Source organism: Haemophilus parainfluenzae (genome assembly GCF_014931275.1).
In the GTDB taxonomy this organism is placed as follows: Bacteria; Pseudomonadota; Gammaproteobacteria; order Enterobacterales; family Pasteurellaceae; genus Haemophilus_D.
Genome location: NZ_CP063110.1, coordinates 809,114 through 827,464, shown reverse-complemented (window position 1 = coordinate 827,464; position 18,351 = coordinate 809,114). Strand labels below are relative to the sequence as shown.

Sequence of the window (18,351 nt, the reverse complement as noted above, 5' to 3'; positions counted from 1 at the left end):
TTTGCTATACTTTCCAAAAATTTTAATTAGGTATTTTCTATGTTAAAAATCGCCAGAATTCTCATCGTTGCACTTTGCTGTATTTTAATTTGTGTGCTCGGTACGATCTATTCCTTTATTCGTTTTAAAAATCCAAGTAATGTGGGCGTTATGGCTCGCTGGTTTGGTCGTTTATACCCTTTATTTGGCTTAGAAGTAGAACACCGCTTTCCACAAAATAAAGAGAATATGCCGCGTTGTATTTATATCGGTAACCACCAAAATAATTTCGATATGGTGACCATCTCTTACATGGTATTACCTCGTACGGTAAGTGTAGGTAAAAAAAGCCTAATTTGGATTCCTTTTTTCGGCATTTTGTATTGGGTGACGGGCAATATTTTCTTAGATCGTGAAAATCGTTCTAAAGCACACAGCACGATGACGGAACTTGCTCGTCGTATCAATGAAGACAACCTGTCAATTTGGATGTTCCCTGAGGGTACTCGTAGCCGTGGTCGCGGCTTATTGCCATTCAAAACAGGGGCATTCCATGCAGCAATTGCAGCTGGCGTACCAATTGTCCCCGTTGTGTGTTCAACGACGCATAACAAAATTGATTTAAATCGTTGGGATAATGGTAAAGTGGTTTGTGAAATGATGGACCCAATTGATGTGTCATCCTACACAAAAGACAATGTTCGCGAACTTGCTACTTACTGCCACGATTTGATGGAAAAACGCATCGCTGAACTCGATGCTGAAATTGCACAAGGAAAATAATATGTTGCGTCTTTCTCGTCGCCAATTATTAAAAACTACCGCAATTTCAACCGCACTTGCTGCCACACCTCAATCGGTATTAGCAGCATCCCGTGAAAAATTAACCATTCCGCCGTTGATGGAAGCGAAACGTGGTCGTCCAATTATTCTTAATATGGAAGAAACCGGCTACAAGTTAGACGGCTCCCATAGTGTCAGTGTATGGGGTTTTAACGGCAATTATCTTGGACCCACTATTCGCATCAAATCGGGTTCCTTTGCAAAACTCAATTATCACAACAATTTGCCACAAAGTATTGCTCTCTCTATTCAGGGATTACAAGCCAGTGGCGAATTATTTGGTGGCGCGGCAAAAGTCCTCAAAAAAGGAGAATCTTGGGCACCCATTATCCCAATAGACCAACCTGCTGCGACTTGTTGGTATCGTTCTGCCACCCTGGCGAACTCGGCCTATCAAACCTATCGCGGCATTGTGGGAATGTGGTTAATTGAAGATGATCAAAGCCTAAAATCACAGCTGCCTCATAAATATGGTGTGGACGATATTCCATTAATCTTACAAGACATGGAATTTAACGGCGACGGATTACAATTATTTAAGCAAAATCAACCGCACTTTGTCGGTAATCGTCTTCTCGTTAATGGACAAGAAGCGCCTTATCTTGACGTCCCTCGTGGTTGGATACGTTTACGCTTACTCAATGCTTCATTAGCAAGAGCCTATGATCTCCGTTTAGATAACAAACAAGACATGTTGCTCATTGCCAGAGATTTAGGTTTTCTACCTCAAGGTAAAGCGATTAATTCTCTTATTCTTGCACCAGGTGAACGTGCCGAAGTGTTAGTCAATTTAAGCGAAGGAGAAGGTGTATCGCTTATCTCTGGCACTAAACGTGGTATTTTTGACAAAATCAAAAATGTGTTCAGTTCAGGCAATGATTTTGCAGATAACACCGTTTTAGAACTTCGACCGCAAGGTGACGTTTCAGCATTCAGTAAAAAAATGAATGAGCAATTTAATACTGATGCCACGGCTATGCTCGAAAGTAAAATTGCCCAAGAGCGCACCTTTGAATTGGATGTAACGAATGGCTTAATCAATAAACAACGCTTTGACCCGCGCCGTATTGATGTTTCAGCTAAAGTCGGCACCATCGAACGTTGGATTATCAACAGCTCGCTGCCTGTGGGCTTCACTATTCAAGGCGCTAAATTTGTGATTGAAAGCCAAGATGACGCCAACGTTGATGTGTCGGAACTAGCCTGGAAAGACACGGTTTGGGTGAAAAAGAAAGTACAAATTTTAGTAAAATTTGAACAACCTTCATCAAATACTCATCCCTTCTTATTTGGCTCATCCAATTTAATGCTGGCAGATATGGGGTGCCTTGGTATAATGATCGTTCAATAAAATAATGATATAAAAAGGAATCTAACATGAAAAAAATCTCAACATTCGCTTTAATTGCGACCCTATTTTCAACAGCCACATTTGCTGCATCACCAGAATCAAAAGATGCGAAAGATACAGCAAATGAGCCCACTATTTATCTCTCTGTGTTTGATAGAACTCAGGAGCCATCACCTGATTTAAATAAAAAAGAAACCTCTCGTTCCAATAAAGCCGAAAAAGTATGTTGGGTAGCAATAGGCAATTTTGGTGAAAAAGCGACAGTAAGTGAAACTTTTAAAGCTCAAGCTAAAATTGAATTCTCAAGTACAATTGAAAATGCAAAAGTGGTTTCATCGCCAAATAAAAAACTCCATACCATCACTTATACCATACCAACATTAGAAAATGGTAAATATATGATGAACTGTTGGACATTCGACCGTAGAGATCCAATCGGCAAATATGTGCTGACTGTAAAAATTGATAAACACGAATTTGAAAAACAAGTTTTCTATGTGACTGAGTAATTAAAAACACAAAAAAACTATCCCTCTAAGCGATAAAACATAACCAAAAGAAAGAGATATTATCAATGCCTCAAAGAACTGATCAAAAAACAATTTGCTGGAATGCTATCGTAAAAAATGAGTCTGCTATCATCGAACGCTGTATGAGTTCCATGGTTGGTCAAATTGATTATTGGGTTGTGGTGGACACTGGTTCAACTGATGGTACCCAACAAATCATCAAAGATTTTATGGCAAAACATAAAATCCCTGGTGAATTATTTGAACGACCTTGGGTTAATTTTTCCCACAACCGTAGCGAAGCATTAGAATTGGCAGAAAACAAAGCCGATTATATTTTCTTATGTGATGCCGATATGACATTAGAAGTGCTCGATCCTGAATGGAAATCGCAATTACAAGGCGATCCTGCGTACTCCGTCATTCAAAAAAATAGCACCTTAAGATATTCCAATATTCGTCTAGTGAATGGTCGATTAACCGGCCGTCAACGTTACCGTTATTGGGGAGCAACTCATGAATACTGTGATTCCATTGAAGGAAATAACAGTCCTACTTTATTAACTGGTATTGAACTTCCAGATTTTACTGATGGTGGTTCAAAAGGCGATAAATACGAACGTGATGCTAAACTGTTAATGGCCGAAATCAAAAAATTGAAAGCCCTCGAAAAAGCAAGTGATGCGAAAAAACAAAAAGCGATGGAAGAAGGTCTATGGGATCGTAAAGAAGAATTAATCCGACGTTGTACATTCTATTTAGCACAAACATGGCGAGACTCTGATCAACCTAAAAAAGCATTAGATACCTACAAAAAACGTATTGCTCTTGGTGGCTGGGTTGAAGAAGTTTACTATTCACTACTACAAGTTGCAAAACTAAAAGCACAATTAAATTATCCACTAGATGAAGTACAACAGGCGTTTCTTGCTGCTTATGAGTATCGACCGCAGCGTGCTGAAAGTTTATATTTCTTAGCGCGCTATTTACGCCTTAATAATCGTATAAAATTGGCTTATATCTATGCAATGGCAGCTATAAGTATTCCGCTTAGTACTGATAAACTGTTTGTGAACTACCCTATTTACGAATGGAAAGCTAAAGATGAGTTGGCAGTAAGCGCCTATTGGGTTAAAAATTATCATATCTGTTATGCGCTCTGTGTTGAATTATTAGAAAATCCAACAATTCCAGAACAAGATAAACAACGTATTCAAAAAAATCTAGCATTTGCAAAAGAACATCTCTAGAAAACATCATATAAAATATTGTTAATTAGAAAAATTCACGCACATATAATGTTATATGTGCGTGAATTTTTCTATTTTATATGTCTATTTTTAAATATAAAAACCCAGCCGAAGCTGGGTTTTTATCTATTTTAACGGAAAGTTAAATTACCATTGGTAACCTACACCCACAGAGCCACCTACGTCGCCTTGGGTATTTGCGTTACCTTGAAGTTTGAAGATAACTTTACCATTGTCACTTGAACGTGAGTAGCCAACTGCTACAGCGCTTTCACCTTTGAAAGTACCTGCAGAAGCCGCAACCATTGATTTACCTGGAATATAAACTTGTGGTAAACCTGCTGCTGCGTTAGCACCTGCGATACCGCCGCGAGCTTCTTTGCCTACTTTATTAATGCGGTTATTCAAGTTAGTCACATTACTACGTAATTGTGAAACATTCACCGCATCAGTGTCTGCTGTACCTGCTTTCACGTTGTGAACTTGGTTGCCACCCATATTAACTGTTGAGTTTGGACCCACTGTCACGTTACCACCTTCTTTAACCGTTAAGTTATTAGTGGTTACGCTGTTGTGATCTACGTCTTCAGTTGTTGAAACAAGGATGTCGCCACCATTTTGCTCAATCGCGATGTTTTTACCTGCAGTATAAGTAATTGTCTTACCAGCAGTAATTTTCGTTGTTGAGCTTCCACCTTTCTTAGCAACTTGGTTACCACCATCTTTAGTTGCAACATTAAAGTTGGTTGCACCGCTTGCAACTAACTTACCTTGATTGTTCACAGTAATTGTATCGTTATCTACATCAACTGTGACTTTATAGTTAGTTGTACCATTTGCATTAACGCTTGGTGTAACAGTGATACCTTTGTTTGGATCAGTGCTTACGCTTGCTTGCGTATTGTTTGCGCTGATGGTGTAAACACCTTTGTTATCCTTGTTCACGACTACATTATCGCCTTGTTTAATATCAGTTACATTAGCAACTAATTTATTATTGCCGTCGATATGTAAACCGTCACCTGCATTTACATCATAACTAACTTTGCTTACACCATTTGCTTCAGCAGTAACGTTAGAGCTTGTTGCTTTACCGTTTACGAAGTTAACTTGGTTACCTGCAGTAACATTGTGTTGAACATTGCCAGCGTTATCTGCAACTTTCCAGTAAGCTGAATTGATTGCGTTAGCTACATCAATTGCTGTCACTAAACCTTTATTACCTTCAGTATTAGCATCAGGTACAGTGATCTTACCGGTGTTAGTTACGTTAGATAACGCTGTAGTGTTTACATTTACTGTGTAATCAGTACCACCGGTGGTCGCATTAAGTGACGTAGTAACATTAGTTTGGATACCTGGTTTCACAACAGTTTTGGTTGCATTCAATTGGCTCAAGTTCACTGCATCAGTTGGTTTTGTACCGTTAGCTACATTATGAACTTGGTTACCACTCATATCCACATTACCGTTTGGTTTAACAGTTAAGTTCGTTGTAGTGGTATTTACTGCTGTTACATTGTTGTGAGTTACATCCGCAGTTGTTGAAATAAAGAAGGTTGGGTTACCTTTATCATCAACATCTTGTTTAACTGCTACATTTTTACCAGAAGTAATGGTTACAGTTGAACCCGGTTTCACTTGAGCAACTTTTCCACCATTGGTATCTTCTACAACCTTATCAACATGGCCACCAGTAGTAATGTTAAATGATGCGTTGTTAATCGCATTCACAACAGTGGTTGCGTTCACTAAGCTATCGCCATTACCATTAGGATCAACACTTACAGTACCATTATTGTTCACTGTAGTTGTAATACCAGTTGTATTAGCTGATACAACAAAACGATCACGGCCATCTTTACTTCCGTTAGCCTTCACTTCAACTTTAGTTGTATTCTCATTACCAGAAACTACATCAACATGTTTGTCTGGACCAGCTGGACCAGTATCACCTTTTTCACCTTTTTTACCATCTTTAACGATAGTAGTAGTTACTGAGCCATCACTTTCATTGGTAATAGTGATGGTATGAGTACCGTCGCCGTTATCTTCAACTTTACCTGTGACACCAGTACCATCTTTACCATCTTTAACGATAGTAGTAGTCACTGAGCCATCACTTTCATTGGTAATAGTGATGGTATGAGTACCGTCGCCGTTATCTTCAACTTTACCTGTGACACCAGTACCATCTTTACCATCTTTAACGATAGTAGTTGTCACTGAGCCAGTGCCTAAATCAGTAATAGTAATAGTGTGAGTACCGTCTCCGTTATCTACAACCTCACCAGTGATACTATCACCTTTCTCACCTTTGTCGCCAGTTGCGCCTGTGTCACCTTTAGCACCTGTTGCACCAGTTGCGCCTGTGTCACCTTTAGCACCTGTAGCACCTGTGTCACCTTTAGCACCTGTTGCACCTGTTGCGCCTGTAGCACCTGTAGCACCTGTTGCGCCAGTTGCGCCTGTAGCACCTGTAGCGCCTGTGTCACCTTTAGCACCTGTTGCGCCAGTTGCACCTGTGTCACCTGTAGCGCCTGTAGCACCAGTTGCACCTGTGTCACCTTTAGCACCAGTTGCACCTGTAGCACCTGTGTCACCTTTAGCACCTGTTGCACCAGTAGCACCTGTTGCACCAGTGTCACCTTTAGCGCCTGTAGCACCAGTTGCGCCTGTAGCACCTGTGTCACCTTTAGCACCTGTTGCGCCTGTGTCACCTTTAGCACCTGTTGCGCCTGTGTCACCTTTAGCACCTGTAGCACCAGTTGCACCTGTATCACCTTTAGCACCTGTTGCGCCAGTTGCGCCTGTAGCACCTGTAGCACCTGTGTCACCTTTAGCACCTGTTGCGCCAGTAGCACCTGTGTCACCTTTAGCACCTGTTGCACCAGTGTCACCTTTAGCACCTGTAGCACCTGTAGCACCTGTTGCACCTGTAGCACCAGTTGCGCCTGTAGCACCTGTGTCACCTTTAGCACCTGTAGCACCAGTTGCGCCTGTAGCACCTGTGTCACCTTTAGCACCTGTAGCACCAGTTGCGCCTGTAGCACCAGTGTCACCTTTAGCACCTGTAGCACCTGTTGCACCAGTTGCGCCTGTGTCACCTTTAGCACCAGTTGCACCTGTAGCACCTGTGTCACCTTTAGCACCAGTTGCACCTGTAGCACCTGTGTCACCTTTAGCACCTGTGTCACCTTTAGCACCAGTTGCACCTGTAGCGCCTGTAGCACCTGTGTCACCTTTAGCACCAGTTGCGCCTGTAGCACCTGTAGCACCTGTAGCACCTGTAGCACCTGTAGCACCTGTGTCACCTTTAGCACCTGTTGCACCAGTGTCACCTTTCGCACCAGTTGCACCGTCTTTACCGTTTTTACCGTCTTTAACGATAGTCGTAGTAACTGAGCCAGTACCTAAATCAGTAATCGTGATTGTATGAGTGCCGTCACCGTTATTTACAACTTCACCTGTGATGCTGTTGCCTTTTTCACCTTTTTCGCCGGTTGCACCAGTAGCACCGGTATCACCTTTAGCACCTGTTGCACCAGTGTCACCTTTCGCACCAGTTGCACCGTCTTTACCGTCTTTACCATTCTTACCATCTTTTACGATAGTAGTAGTAACTGAACCGCTTTCCAAATCGGTAATAGTAATTGTATGAGTACCGTTTTTATTATCTACAACTTCACCAGTGATGCTGCCGCCTTTTTCACCGGTATCGCCGGTATCACCTTTAGGACCAGCAGGGCCGGTATCGCCTTTAGGACCAGCAGGACCAGTATCACCTTTAGCACCAGCAGGGCCTGTTGATCCAGTTGAACCTGCACCTTCTACGCTTAAGGTGTACTCATTAGTACCATTTGAGGTTAGTTTTAATCCAGTGCCTGCGATAAGTTTCAGAACGTTATTGGTAGTTGATTTAGGATCGTATTTGTAAGTACCTTCAGCAGGTGAGCTACCGCTGCCATTGTGACCTGTAAATGTAAATGGACTCAAGTTTTCAACACGGTTTGCAACCGCATATAATTGTGAACCATTGATTGCATCGGTAGAGGTTGCAGAAATACGGCCTGCAGCAACATTTTGAATTTGGCGTTCATTGCCAGCAGTACCAACTGATACTACCGCGCCGTTACCCAAACCGCTGGTTGCACCTGCGAAACCACCGTAAGTGTAGCCGCCAACAGTAGCGCTGTTAGTAGGTACGAATGGACTCGTAGCAGCAGAGTTTGAGCCTAATGCTACTGCATTTTCAATTGTAGAGTTTGCTCCAGAACCAAGTGCAGTAGTATTCTTTTTACTTGCTTTTGCACCGACACCTACTGCCACAGCATTGGTGCCCGTTGCATTTGCTTCTTTACCTAGAGCAACAGCAGAACCATCACAACCAGTCGCTCCACCGCCAGGTAATGAAGGATTAGTTTTTTCGCCATTATTACAAACGCCTTCTGATCCATTTGCTACAGAATTTGTACCAATTGCAATATCTGATTCTTTGTTTGCAACTGCGTTATTACCTTGAGCGATAGAGTTATCAGCTTTAGCTTTAGCTGTAAAACCTACTGCAAGAGATTGTTCACCAGTTGCACTTGAACCAGCACCTGTTGCAATTGCACGTGTACCAGTAGCAGTCGCACGTAAACCGACAGCAACTGCATTTTCACCACTTGCAGCTGAAGCTTTACCCACTGCAACAGCGTTATTATGAGATGCATTTGCTTGATAACCCATAGAAACTGCTGATGCACCACTAGATTTAGCTTCTTTACCTACTGCAACAGTTGCTTGGCCTGAAGCTTGTGACTCAGAACCAAAAGCAAGAGATTCACCACCAGTCGCGTTCGCTTTTCTACCGATAGCCACATCCAGATCTTTTCCAGATTTTGCTTCTTCACCAATTGTAATAGCGTTTTGGCCTACCCCTGTTGCTTTATGACCAATTGCAATGCCATTTTGTTGTGTTGCACTAGCTTCCAAACCAATAGCTACCGAAGCATCACCCGTACCAGTTGCACGGGTACCCATAGCAATTGCATCATGAGATACTTTGCCATTTTCTGATCTGAAAGTATGAGCACCAGTACCAATATTAATATTGCCTTCACCTTCGCCCGTACCAACTACATTGTTAGGGTTAGCAGAACTAATCGTAATTGTACTAGCCCCGGTATCCACTGTTGCTTGAGCAGTACCAACCACGCCCATTACAGCACCAGCAAGAGCGGTCAATTTCACGATTTTTTTAGATTTGGTTTTACCCTTAGCATGCCCAAGTTCAGAAACTGCAGTCCACGTTTGGGTAGCATGATTCCAAATAACTTTAAACACTTTGTTCATATAAAATTATTCCTTTTATTAGGATGATTAAGAAGCTGTCACTGATGCAACAGCGCCAAAAATTCAGTATCCAAAAGGCGGCGACAACAAATTTAGATAATAGTTTCCCTTACCTTTCTGGTCAGAACACTTCATTCTAAGCGAACTTTGTATAAAAAGGAAGCATCTAAAAAAAAATTTACTAAAAATTACAATTAATTAAAGTAAATTTTGAGTTATGTAAATATATGTAAAGATTTTTGAAAATTTTTACGAGAAACTTAAAGAAGTGTAAATTTTTGTATAAAAAATAATCTATTTTAGAGGGGGAGCGTAAGATTCCCCCTTATTTCTACTTCGTCAAATCATAGCTCCAATCGAGCAATTTAAAAATTTCTTCGCTTTCTACACCATGATCTAACAAAATTGTCAGCCAGTGAGTTTTGTTCATGTGATAGGCAGGTAAAAAAGGCGGAGATTGTCGCAAAATACTCACCATATCAGGAGGACATTTAAGATTGATAAAATCCGTTTCCCCTTCTTCTTTTAAACCCAATTTCGTTTTAGCGATTTTGCCGATAAGGGCATACCATTGTCCTTTTGCATTGCTGTGGCGCAAGATCGCATAGTCCGGAAACTTTGCCCAAAGGTACTCGGGCTGTGTGGCATAGTGATTCGCCGCGTAATCCATTATCTGTTTTGCTTGGCGCATAGTTTGGTTTGTTCCTTTTATATTGCAAAGTGCGGTCAAAATTTAAAGAAATTTAAAAACACCTAAAAATCTGACCGCACTTTTGTCTTTCTTTACTTTATTCACGGGTAGTAAGATAATAAATGAAAACTATTATCAAAGTACAGGCATTAGGTCTGTTTCATTATAAGGAGATAACCATGACAATGAATAGACGTGATTTTTTAAGAATGAGCGCTGCACTTACGGCAGCGGGTATGTCGTCTTCTCTCTTTGCGGCAACAAAAGAACAATTTACCATTTATGGCGCACCAGCGATGCCAAGTGTGACCATTGCAGTGGCAGCAGCACAAGGTAAATTAGCCAAACAAGCAGATGTCGCATTAGAGATTTGGCGTTCGCCAGATCAACTGCGTGCGGGTGTGGCAAGTGGGCAATTTAAGGTGATGATGAGCCCAAGTAATGTGGGCGTGAATTTACGTAATCAAGGGCAACAAGTTGGTATGGTAAATATTCTCACCAATGGCATTACGCAGTTAATGTGTAAAGGTGGTGCCATTACTTCACCGCAAGAATTGGTGGGTAAAAAAATCCTAGTGCCATTTAAAAACGATATGCCAGACATCGTGTTGCAAGCTTTACTGAAAAAACTGAATATTGATATTAATAAAGTGGATATCACCTATGCGGCCACACCAACTGAGGCGATTGGTTTGTTCTTGCTTAAAGATTTCCATGCGGCTATCTTGCCAGAACCAATGGCGAGTGCTGTTGTGCTGAAAGCTAAAATTGTTGGTACGGAGATTGTCCGCGGCTTCGATTTAGTGAAAGAATGGGGTCAAGCGTTTAACACCAAACCGCTTATTCCAATGGCGGGCATTATTGCTAACGAAGAATATTTCCACGCACACAAGGCGGAGTTTGATCTACTTCACCAAGATTTAAGTGATGCGTTAAACTGGGTTATGGCTAACCGTAAAAGTGCGGCTGAAATTGGCGCCAATTATCTTCCTGCTCCAGAAGCCGCTATTGAAATGGGCTTAGACGGTGCGCGCTTAACGGTGACCAAAGCCAGTGAACTGAAAAATGAAATCATGCAATTCTATGAAACCTTGATGGAGTTCAATCCAAAACTCTTAGGTGGTAAATTACCAGATGATAAATTCTTCTTGGCTTAATTTAAAACAGAATCACATAACATGATTAAAACTGACAAAATCCGTAAACCACAACCTGTCCTGTTTTACATCATCGACTATCTCTGGAGCGGCTTTACCGGCTTGAGTGTGGCGATGATGGTGGTTGCCTTGTGGGCTTGGGGCAGTGCGATATTTGGTGAATTTATGCTGCCTGCTCCCGCGGATGTTTTTCAAAAAGCCCTTGATTTGCTCGATCATTTCCAACAAAACGAAATCGGTATTTCGTTATGGCGGTCTGTGGTGGGCATTACCATTGCATTAGTCGCAGGCTTAGTCGCTGGGTTGATTGCGGGCAGCTTTAAAACGGCTATGGCATTGCTTAAACCCGTCATTACGATTTTGTTAGCCATGCCGCCAATTATTTGGGTCGTGATGGCATTATTTTGGTTTGGCTTTGGCAACCCAAGTGTGCTATTTACCATTATCGTATTAGTCGCCCCGCTGACCTTTGCCAGTGCCGCCATGGGCATGGCAAGTGTAAACAAACAACATGAAGAATTGTTTGATGCGTACAAACTCGGATTGTGGAAAAAAATCCGCTATTTATATATTCCCCATCTCACAGGCTATGTGATTTCCAGCATTGGCGTCGCGGTGGCTATGGGCGTGAAAGTCGTGATTATGGCAGAGCTTTTGGGAGCTAATGAGGGTGTAGGAGCACAGATCGCCGATGCCAGAGCTATGTTAGATACGTCAACGGTCATGGCTTATGTGCTGTTAGTGATTGTGTTTGTTTCCCTCTTTGAATATTTGATTACCAAGCCATTGGAAATCCTGTTTATGCCGTGGAGAAGATAATGCTAAGCTTAAAGAATGTGCGTTTTGAAATTCTCCGCGATCCCATCGTGCGCGATTTCAGTATGGATTTACAACCGGGCGAAGTGAAAACTTTATTCGGCCCTAGTGGCTGTGGCAAAACGACTGTACTGCGTTTAATTTCAGGTTTAGAAACACCAAAATCGGGCGAAATCCATAATACATTCCGTAAAACAGGGTTTCTGTTTCAAGAAAATCGTCTATTAGAAAATCTTACAGCCATGCAGAATATCGCCATTTTTATGGATAATCCGAATGAAAATGAAATCATTGCGCTGGCAGAAAAGATCGGGCTTTCTTCGGGGGATTTGAATAAATATCCGACCGAATTATCAGGCGGTATGGCAAAACGCGTGGCATTTTTGCGTCTATTGCTATGTGGCTGTGATTTAGCCTTATTGGACGAACCTTTTGTCGGTTTAGATCGCGATTTACGTGATATTTTAGCCACTATGTTAGTGGAAAAAATTGAGCAACAAGGCATGGCCTGTATTTTAGTGACGCACGATCGTTTTGAAGCAGCTCGATTAAGCCGAGAGATTATGCAGCTTTCTCCAAAAGGGATGGATGTACAAAATGTGATTACCTTGCCAACGCCATTATCCGAACGCAATTCAGCCTTTGAAGAAACCGTAGTCGCACGCGAATTTCAAGGAATCCATTATTATGAATAATTTCTTTACCCATCCGATGCGACCTTTTTTTGTTGGGGCTGCTATTCTTGCGATTGTGGGGGCCTTGAGCTTTTTCATCAGTCCCGATGATCTCATCCTACACCGCAAAATTTTCTTAGAATTTATGCTACCAGCCGCATACGGCGGTTTTCTGACGGCTTCCATGCTCGAATGGACAAATTACAAAGGTAATTTAAAACCTATTGCGACAATATTAGCAGTGCTCTTGCTTGCAGGATTGATGTTATTGCCATTTTCCCCGCAAACCGCCTCGTTTTTAATGGCGGCTTATTGGCTCGCGTTGTTACTCTTTTGTGCTTGGCTGTTTTGGTTGGATCGCAATACCGACAATTTTACTTTACTGATGTTACTTGCTGCATTTACGGTTTGTCAGACAGCTTACGCCATGACTGATAGTCTGAAATTATTGCGGGCACAGGTGCATTTAAATATGGCGGCAGTGATGTTTGTATCGATTCGAGTCAGCATACTCTTAGGTGCAGAGGCACTGAAAGAAAGTACATTGAAAGATCCTGTATTTATCCCGAATGTCGTGTATAAAAATATCGCGATTACATTTTTATTACTTCATACCGCAGCAGAGCTTTGGTTGCCTGCGCAAACAGCCGCGTTTACAGCCTTTGCCGTTGGCTTTATTTTGCTTGCCAAGTTACGCGAATTACATCATCACGAACTGCTACGTAAACATTACGTACGCACTTATTATTTCCTTCAATTGTTCGCCGCGATTGGCTATTTGTGGATTGGCATAAATAAATTACTTGATGAACCTACTGCCGATCCGTTACACATGGTGACACTTGGCGGCATTCTCGGCAGTATGATGATGATTTGGCTCACCGCGGGATTATGGCATAGTGGCTTTACGAAACTGGATTACCCAAAACTCTGTCACCTGGCCGTGCTTTGTCTTTTCACGGCGGCACTTTCCCGAGCTTGTTTAATGTATGTGGACGAGCTATTTTTTATCACGGTTCCGGCTATTTTAATTGCCATTGTGTTTGTGCTTTATCTCGCAACCTTTGTGCCGATATTCCGAAACAACGCGTTTACGGATGATCCGGAATAATGACCAATCCGCACATCAACGTGCGGATTTTTGATATTTTTTAGACCGCACTTAATAGGCTTTTAATTGGGCCATGGCTTTACAATCAGCAGCTTGATGATCATCTTCGGTAATTAAACTTTGTAGGAAATGTTTAATTTCAGTCAGTTCGGCAATTTTTTCTTCGACTGAAACCAAATGTTTTGCCAACATACTATCCACTTCACAATGTTGAGATTGCTGCGTTTTCATCTCATTAAAAAATTTAATTTCGGCCAAGCTAAAATCTAATGCCCGGCAGGTTTTAATAAATTTTAATTGCTTCAAACTGGCTTCATCATAATCCCGATAACCATTTGCCAGCCGCTTGGGTTCCGGCATTAAGCCCATTTTTTCATAATAGCGAATGGTTTCTAAATGAATACCGCTTTGTTTGCTGAGTTCATGAATCTTCATCTTGTTAAAATTAAGCCTTGACCTTGTAGTTACTACGGACTTTATACTTTATCCCAAGTTAATCAAAGACACAATAAGGAGCATTATGTCCGTCCACCATTCCCATGAACATCATGACCATTCATCTCATGAGCATATTCCACAGGATAAAAAAATCTTAGCGTTCAGTTTTGCCATCATTACGGGCTTTATGGTTGTCGAATTTGTTGGAGGCTATTGGTTTAACAGTTTGGCACTCATGGCTGATGCGGGGCACATGGCAAATGATAGTTTATCGTTATTTTTAGCCTTGTTAGCGTTGTTTCTATCCGCTCAAAAACAACGATACATTGCCCTACTTAATAGTGGTTCATTGATTGTTGTGGCACTGATGATTTTAGTTGAAGCCATCCAACGCTGGCAAAATCCCATCGAGATGATGGCATTACCGATGCTTGGGGTTGCCTCTCTCGGATTATTGGTGAATCTTTTCGTTGCAAAGATCATGTTGAACAGCGATCATGATAATCTCAATATCAAAGCGGCTTATCTCCATGTACTCACCGATTTATTCAGTTCCATTATTGCTATTCTTTCGGGGCTAAGCGCCTATTTACTTGGATGGTTATGGATTGACCCATTGGCAAGTATGATATTGAGTATTCTTGTGCTAAAAAGCGGAATTGGAGCATTTCGCTTGGCATTAAAAAACACTTAAAAAATTAACCGCACTTTGGTTTGATATTTCCAAAGTGCGGTCAATTTTCAGCGATTATTTCAACTCACCGCGCTCTACAATAATTCCGACATTATTTGCTTGGGCAACCGCTTTAGGTTTGCTTAATTTGAGGCGTAGCCATGAAATCCCAAAACGTTGTTGTAATTGTTCTGCTACTTCATAAGCTACTCGCTCAATCAATAAAAATGGCTTAGCTTGGACATAATCTAAAATAAATTGGCTCACTTCTGCATAATTAAGGCAGTATTGCACATCATCTGTTTCTGCGGCTTTTTGACAATCCCATGCCATTTCCAAATCAAAAATGAGCTTTTGTTTAATTTGTTGCTCCCAGTCATACGCGCCAATTTGTGCGAAGACGACTAATTCTTCAATAAAAATACGATCCATCTCTCATTCCTGTAAAAATATAGTGGGCTTATGCTATCAAGTTTGGTTAAAATAACGAACAAGTTTTTCAAATACAATCAAGATTGTGGAGCACAAAATGAGCCTATTTGCCCTTTTTTATATGATTTTTGCTTATTTACTGGGTTCGATCTCCAGTGCAATTTTGATTTGTAAGGTAGCAGGCTTGCCTGACCCAAGAAAAAACGGATCTCATAATCCTGGTGCGACCAATGTATTACGTATTGGCGGACGTTGGGCGGCGCTTGCGGTATTAATTTGCGATATTTTAAAAGGGATGTTACCTATTTGGGCGGGGTATTATTTAGGGCTCACGCAATTTGAATTAGGCATGGTTGCCTTGGGTGCGTGTTTAGGACATATCTTCCCTATTTTCTTTCAGTTTAAAGGCGGGAAAGGTGTAGCGACTGCATTCGGTGCCATTGCACCCATCTCTTGGGGCGTAGCTGGCTCAACGCTAGGTACATGGTTGTTAGTCTTCTTAATTAGTCGTTATTCTTCATTAAGTGCGGTCATTACGGCACTTCTCGTGCCATTTTATGTTTGGTGGCTTAAACCGGAATTTACCTTCCCCGTTGCCTTAGTTTGCTGTTTGCTGATTTATCGTCACCACGACAATATTCAGCGCTTATGGCGAGGCCAAGAAGATAAAATGTGGGGAAAATCCAAAAAGAAATAAATAAAAAAACCTGTCGATAATCGACAGGTTTTTTTTATCAAAATGGCTTAGAAATCAACCGCACTTTTAAGTTTTTTCAGTGCGTTTGCTTCAAGCTGACGAATACGTTCTGCAGAAACATTATATTTTGCTGCAAGATCATGAAGGGTGGCTTTATCATCATCTAACCAACGCGCTTTGATAATATCTTGGCTACGTTCGTCAAGATTGGCTAAGGCTGTACCTAACTTTTCTGTTGCTTGTTCTTCAAAGTTTTCGCTTTCAAGTTCTGCCGCAAAGTTTGAGCTTTTATCTTCTAAATATAAAGATGGTGCATAAGCTTCGTCATCATCGTCTGTTGGCAAATCAAAGCCGACATCAGCCCCTGTCATACGGGATTCCATTTCGATGACATCTTCTTTTGACACACCAAGCTCATTCGCCACCATATCCACTTCGTTTTCATTGAACCAACCTAAACGTTGTTTAGTTTTACGTAGGTTAAAGAACAATTTACGTTGTGCTTTCGTGGTCGCGACTTTCACAATACGCCAGTTGCGAAGGACATATTCATGGATTTCTGCTTTGATCCAATGCACCGCAAAGGACACAAGGCGAACACCCACTTCCGGATTAAAACGTTTTACCGCTTTCATTAATCCAATATTACCTTCTTGAATTAAATCTGCTTGCGGTAATCCATAACCTGAATAACCACGCGCAACATGAATAACAAAACGTAAGTGTGATAAAACTAACTTTTTCGCTGCTTCAATATCACCTTCATAATACAAACGTTCTGCTAAGCTTTTTTCTTCCTCTGCAGTCAGCATCGGATATTCGTTTGCTGCTCGAATATAACCTTCGATGCTACCTTGAGGTACTAACATCATTTGAGTTTCTTTATTCATTCTTCTCCTCACAGCATGCGGAGCTAGGCCCCGACTCATTACTTATTTGTTATTGTATAACAACTGTTGTCATTATACCTCAATTTGTTTCATTTGACAGTTTTTAACGATTAAAAGTTCAAATTAATCACTGAAAATTTTCCAAATTAGTTTAATGGCACAAGCGAATAAACTACATCCTCTGCCACCACTTTAAACAATAAATCAATATTCGGGTGTTTTCCAGGATTTTGTTTCGCATCTTCAACGTGTTCAGCAAACCATTCAATGCCTTGCTGCGCTGAAGTGCGGTCTAATTTTCCGTTAAATTTTTCAGCTAGTGCATTATAAAGACGAAGTGAGCCAAGCTTGCCTGGTGCTGCAGGAATATGATGAATCACGGTTTCACCGTTTAAAACATCCAGACCTGTTAGATGCTCAATGCTTGGTAAAGTCTCTAAAATGTCTTTAAAGTTCATGATTGCTTTCCTCTATAAATTAACTAATAGCTTGCTCTGAATTCACTTCGCCCTTTGCGCCCATAAAGCGCACCTCAGGCTGTAAATACACACCAAATTTATCTGCCACGGTTTGACGGATATGATGTGCTAACTTAACAACATCCTGCCCAGTAGCATTACCTTTATTAATCAGCACTAAAGCTTGTTGTTGATGAACAGCCGCACCACCGATTTGAAAACCTTTTAAATGGCATTGATCGATTAACCAACCTGCTGCAAGTTTCACAGAGCCATCCGATTGTGGAAAGTGCGGTAGATTTTCGACCTGTTTTTGAATTTTCGCAAATTGCTCGGCGCTCACCACAGGATTTTTGAAGAAACTGCCCGCGTTGCCAAATTCTTTTGGATCGGGCAATTTACTACGGCGAATATGGCACACTTCATCAAACACTTGTTTTGCCGTTACAGTTTGAGGATCAAAATTCACTAATGAGCCATATTTTAAAATCGGTTGCCAATTTTTGGCTAATTTCAATCCAACCGCTGTAATCACATAACCTTGCGCATAGCGATGTTTGAAAATACTTTCACGATAACCAAATTCACATTCGTTAGCCTGTAAGCGGAATTGTTCGCCCGTGTTAAGATTCAGCACATCCACATAATCACACACATCTTTAAATTCTACGCCATACGCACCAATATTTTGAATCGGCGCTGAGCCGGCACAGCCGGGAATGAGTGCGAGATTTTCTAAGCCGTCAATCCCTTGAGAGAGTGACCATTCCACTAACTGATGCCAATTTTCGCCACCATTAACATGCAAATAATGGTAATCACTATCTTCTGTATGTTGAATACCCGATAAACGGTTAACAATTACAACACCTTGGAAATCGTCTAAAAACAGCATATTGCTGCCTTGTCCTAAAAATAAGACAGGTAGATTTTCAGCTTGTGCTTTTTGCCAAGCTTGTTGGATTTGTTCAATCGATGTGGCTTCAATGATTTCACGCGCATTTGCTGGAATATTGAAGGTATGAAAAGGCTGTAAACTTTGCAT

17 protein-coding genes are annotated in these 18,351 nt (G+C 41.3%); 10 read left to right on the top strand and 7 right to left on the bottom strand.

Features of this window, described 5'->3' with window-relative positions:
* Positions 1–39: 39 nt before the first annotated feature.
* The 4 genes from INQ00_RS04055 (at position 40) to INQ00_RS04040 (ending at position 3,932) form a co-directional block, all read left to right on the top strand.
* Complete coding sequence (locus INQ00_RS04055; RefSeq protein ID WP_197547377.1) at positions 40–762, top strand: 1-acylglycerol-3-phosphate O-acyltransferase; 723 nt, start codon at positions 40–42, stop codon at positions 760–762.
* Between the two features lies 1 nt (position 763).
* Positions 764–2,173: a multicopper oxidase domain-containing protein gene (locus INQ00_RS04050; protein WP_197547376.1), complete on the top strand. Its 1,410-nt coding sequence runs from the start codon at positions 764–766 to the stop codon at positions 2,171–2,173.
* A 26-nt stretch (positions 2,174–2,199) separates the two neighbouring features.
* Entirely contained in the window at positions 2,200–2,682 is a 483-nt protein-coding gene (locus INQ00_RS04045; protein ID WP_197547375.1) for a PM0630 family protein, read from the top strand.
* Between the two features lie 65 nt (positions 2,683–2,747).
* Positions 2,748–3,932, top strand: a complete 1,185-nt coding sequence (locus INQ00_RS04040) for a glycosyltransferase (protein ID WP_197542760.1) — start codon at positions 2,748–2,750, stop codon at positions 3,930–3,932.
* A 147-nt stretch (positions 3,933–4,079) separates the two neighbouring features.
* Here INQ00_RS04040 and INQ00_RS04035 read toward each other — a convergent pair whose 3' ends face one another.
* Positions 4,080–9,269 carry a collagen-flanked surface repeat-containing protein gene (locus INQ00_RS04035; protein WP_197547374.1) on the bottom strand — a complete coding sequence of 1,730 codons (5,190 nt, stop codon included), beginning with the start codon at positions 9,267–9,269 and terminating at the stop codon, positions 4,080–4,082.
* A 331-nt stretch (positions 9,270–9,600) separates the two neighbouring features.
* Positions 9,601–9,960 (bottom strand): MmcQ/YjbR family DNA-binding protein, encoded by a 360-nt coding sequence (locus INQ00_RS04030; protein ID WP_197547373.1) that lies wholly within the window; start codon positions 9,958–9,960, stop codon positions 9,601–9,603.
* Positions 9,961–10,139: 179 nt separating this feature from the next.
* On the opposite strand from INQ00_RS04030, the gene INQ00_RS04025 reads away from it, so the two are divergent.
* From INQ00_RS04025 to INQ00_RS04010, 4 genes are read left to right on the top strand one after another with little or no spacing between them, the layout of a single operon-like run.
* The gene (locus INQ00_RS04025) at positions 10,140–11,117 is read left to right on the top strand and encodes an ABC transporter substrate-binding protein (RefSeq protein ID WP_197547372.1); all 978 of its coding nucleotides are present in this window, start codon (positions 10,140–10,142) and stop codon (positions 11,115–11,117) included.
* A 21-nt stretch (positions 11,118–11,138) separates the two neighbouring features.
* Positions 11,139–11,936, top strand: a complete 798-nt coding sequence (locus INQ00_RS04020) for an ABC transporter permease (protein WP_197547371.1) — start codon at positions 11,139–11,141, stop codon at positions 11,934–11,936.
* The gene (locus INQ00_RS04015; RefSeq protein WP_197547370.1) at positions 11,936–12,628 is read left to right on the top strand and encodes an ATP-binding cassette domain-containing protein; all 693 of its coding nucleotides are present in this window, start codon (positions 11,936–11,938) and stop codon (positions 12,626–12,628) included. The genes INQ00_RS04020 and INQ00_RS04015 overlap by 1 nt, the downstream gene beginning before the upstream one ends.
* Positions 12,621–13,718 carry an NnrS family protein gene (locus INQ00_RS04010; RefSeq protein WP_197547369.1) on the top strand — a complete coding sequence of 366 codons (1,098 nt, stop codon included), beginning with the start codon at positions 12,621–12,623 and terminating at the stop codon, positions 13,716–13,718. Before INQ00_RS04015 ends, INQ00_RS04010 begins: the two co-directional genes overlap by 8 nt.
* Positions 13,719–13,769: 51 nt before the next feature.
* Here INQ00_RS04010 and INQ00_RS04005 read toward each other — a convergent pair whose 3' ends face one another.
* A complete protein-coding gene (locus tag INQ00_RS04005; RefSeq protein ID WP_049356170.1) occupies positions 13,770–14,153 on the bottom strand; it encodes a MerR family transcriptional regulator in 384 nt (127 codons plus the stop codon).
* An 85-nt stretch (positions 14,154–14,238) separates the two neighbouring features.
* Here INQ00_RS04005 and INQ00_RS04000 point away from each other — a divergent pair, with 85 nt between their 5' ends.
* Positions 14,239–14,850, top strand: a complete 612-nt coding sequence (locus INQ00_RS04000; RefSeq protein ID WP_197547368.1) for a cation diffusion facilitator family transporter — start codon at positions 14,239–14,241, stop codon at positions 14,848–14,850.
* Between the two features lie 54 nt (positions 14,851–14,904).
* On the opposite strand, the gene folB is transcribed toward INQ00_RS04000, so the two are convergent.
* A complete protein-coding gene (gene folB / locus INQ00_RS03995) occupies positions 14,905–15,261 on the bottom strand; it encodes a dihydroneopterin aldolase (protein WP_197547367.1) in 357 nt (118 codons plus the stop codon).
* A gap of 97 nt (positions 15,262–15,358) precedes the next feature.
* Between folB and plsY the strand changes: the two genes are divergently transcribed.
* On the top strand, positions 15,359–15,958 hold the full coding sequence (plsY, locus tag INQ00_RS03990) for a glycerol-3-phosphate 1-O-acyltransferase PlsY (protein WP_197547366.1): 600 nt from the start codon (positions 15,359–15,361) through the stop codon (positions 15,956–15,958).
* A 47-nt stretch (positions 15,959–16,005) separates the two neighbouring features.
* Here plsY and rpoH read toward each other — a convergent pair whose 3' ends face one another.
* From rpoH to murB, 3 genes are all read right to left on the bottom strand, one after another.
* Complete coding sequence (gene rpoH, locus INQ00_RS03985) at positions 16,006–16,848, bottom strand: RNA polymerase sigma factor RpoH (protein WP_049356179.1); 843 nt, start codon at positions 16,846–16,848, stop codon at positions 16,006–16,008.
* 146 nt (positions 16,849–16,994) lie between these two features.
* Positions 16,995–17,306 carry a DUF2322 family protein gene (locus INQ00_RS03980; protein ID WP_197547365.1) on the bottom strand — a complete coding sequence of 104 codons (312 nt, stop codon included), beginning with the start codon at positions 17,304–17,306 and terminating at the stop codon, positions 16,995–16,997.
* A 19-nt stretch (positions 17,307–17,325) separates the two neighbouring features.
* Positions 17,326–18,351 (bottom strand): UDP-N-acetylmuramate dehydrogenase, encoded by a 1,026-nt coding sequence (gene murB / locus INQ00_RS03975; protein ID WP_197547364.1) that lies wholly within the window; start codon positions 18,349–18,351, stop codon positions 17,326–17,328.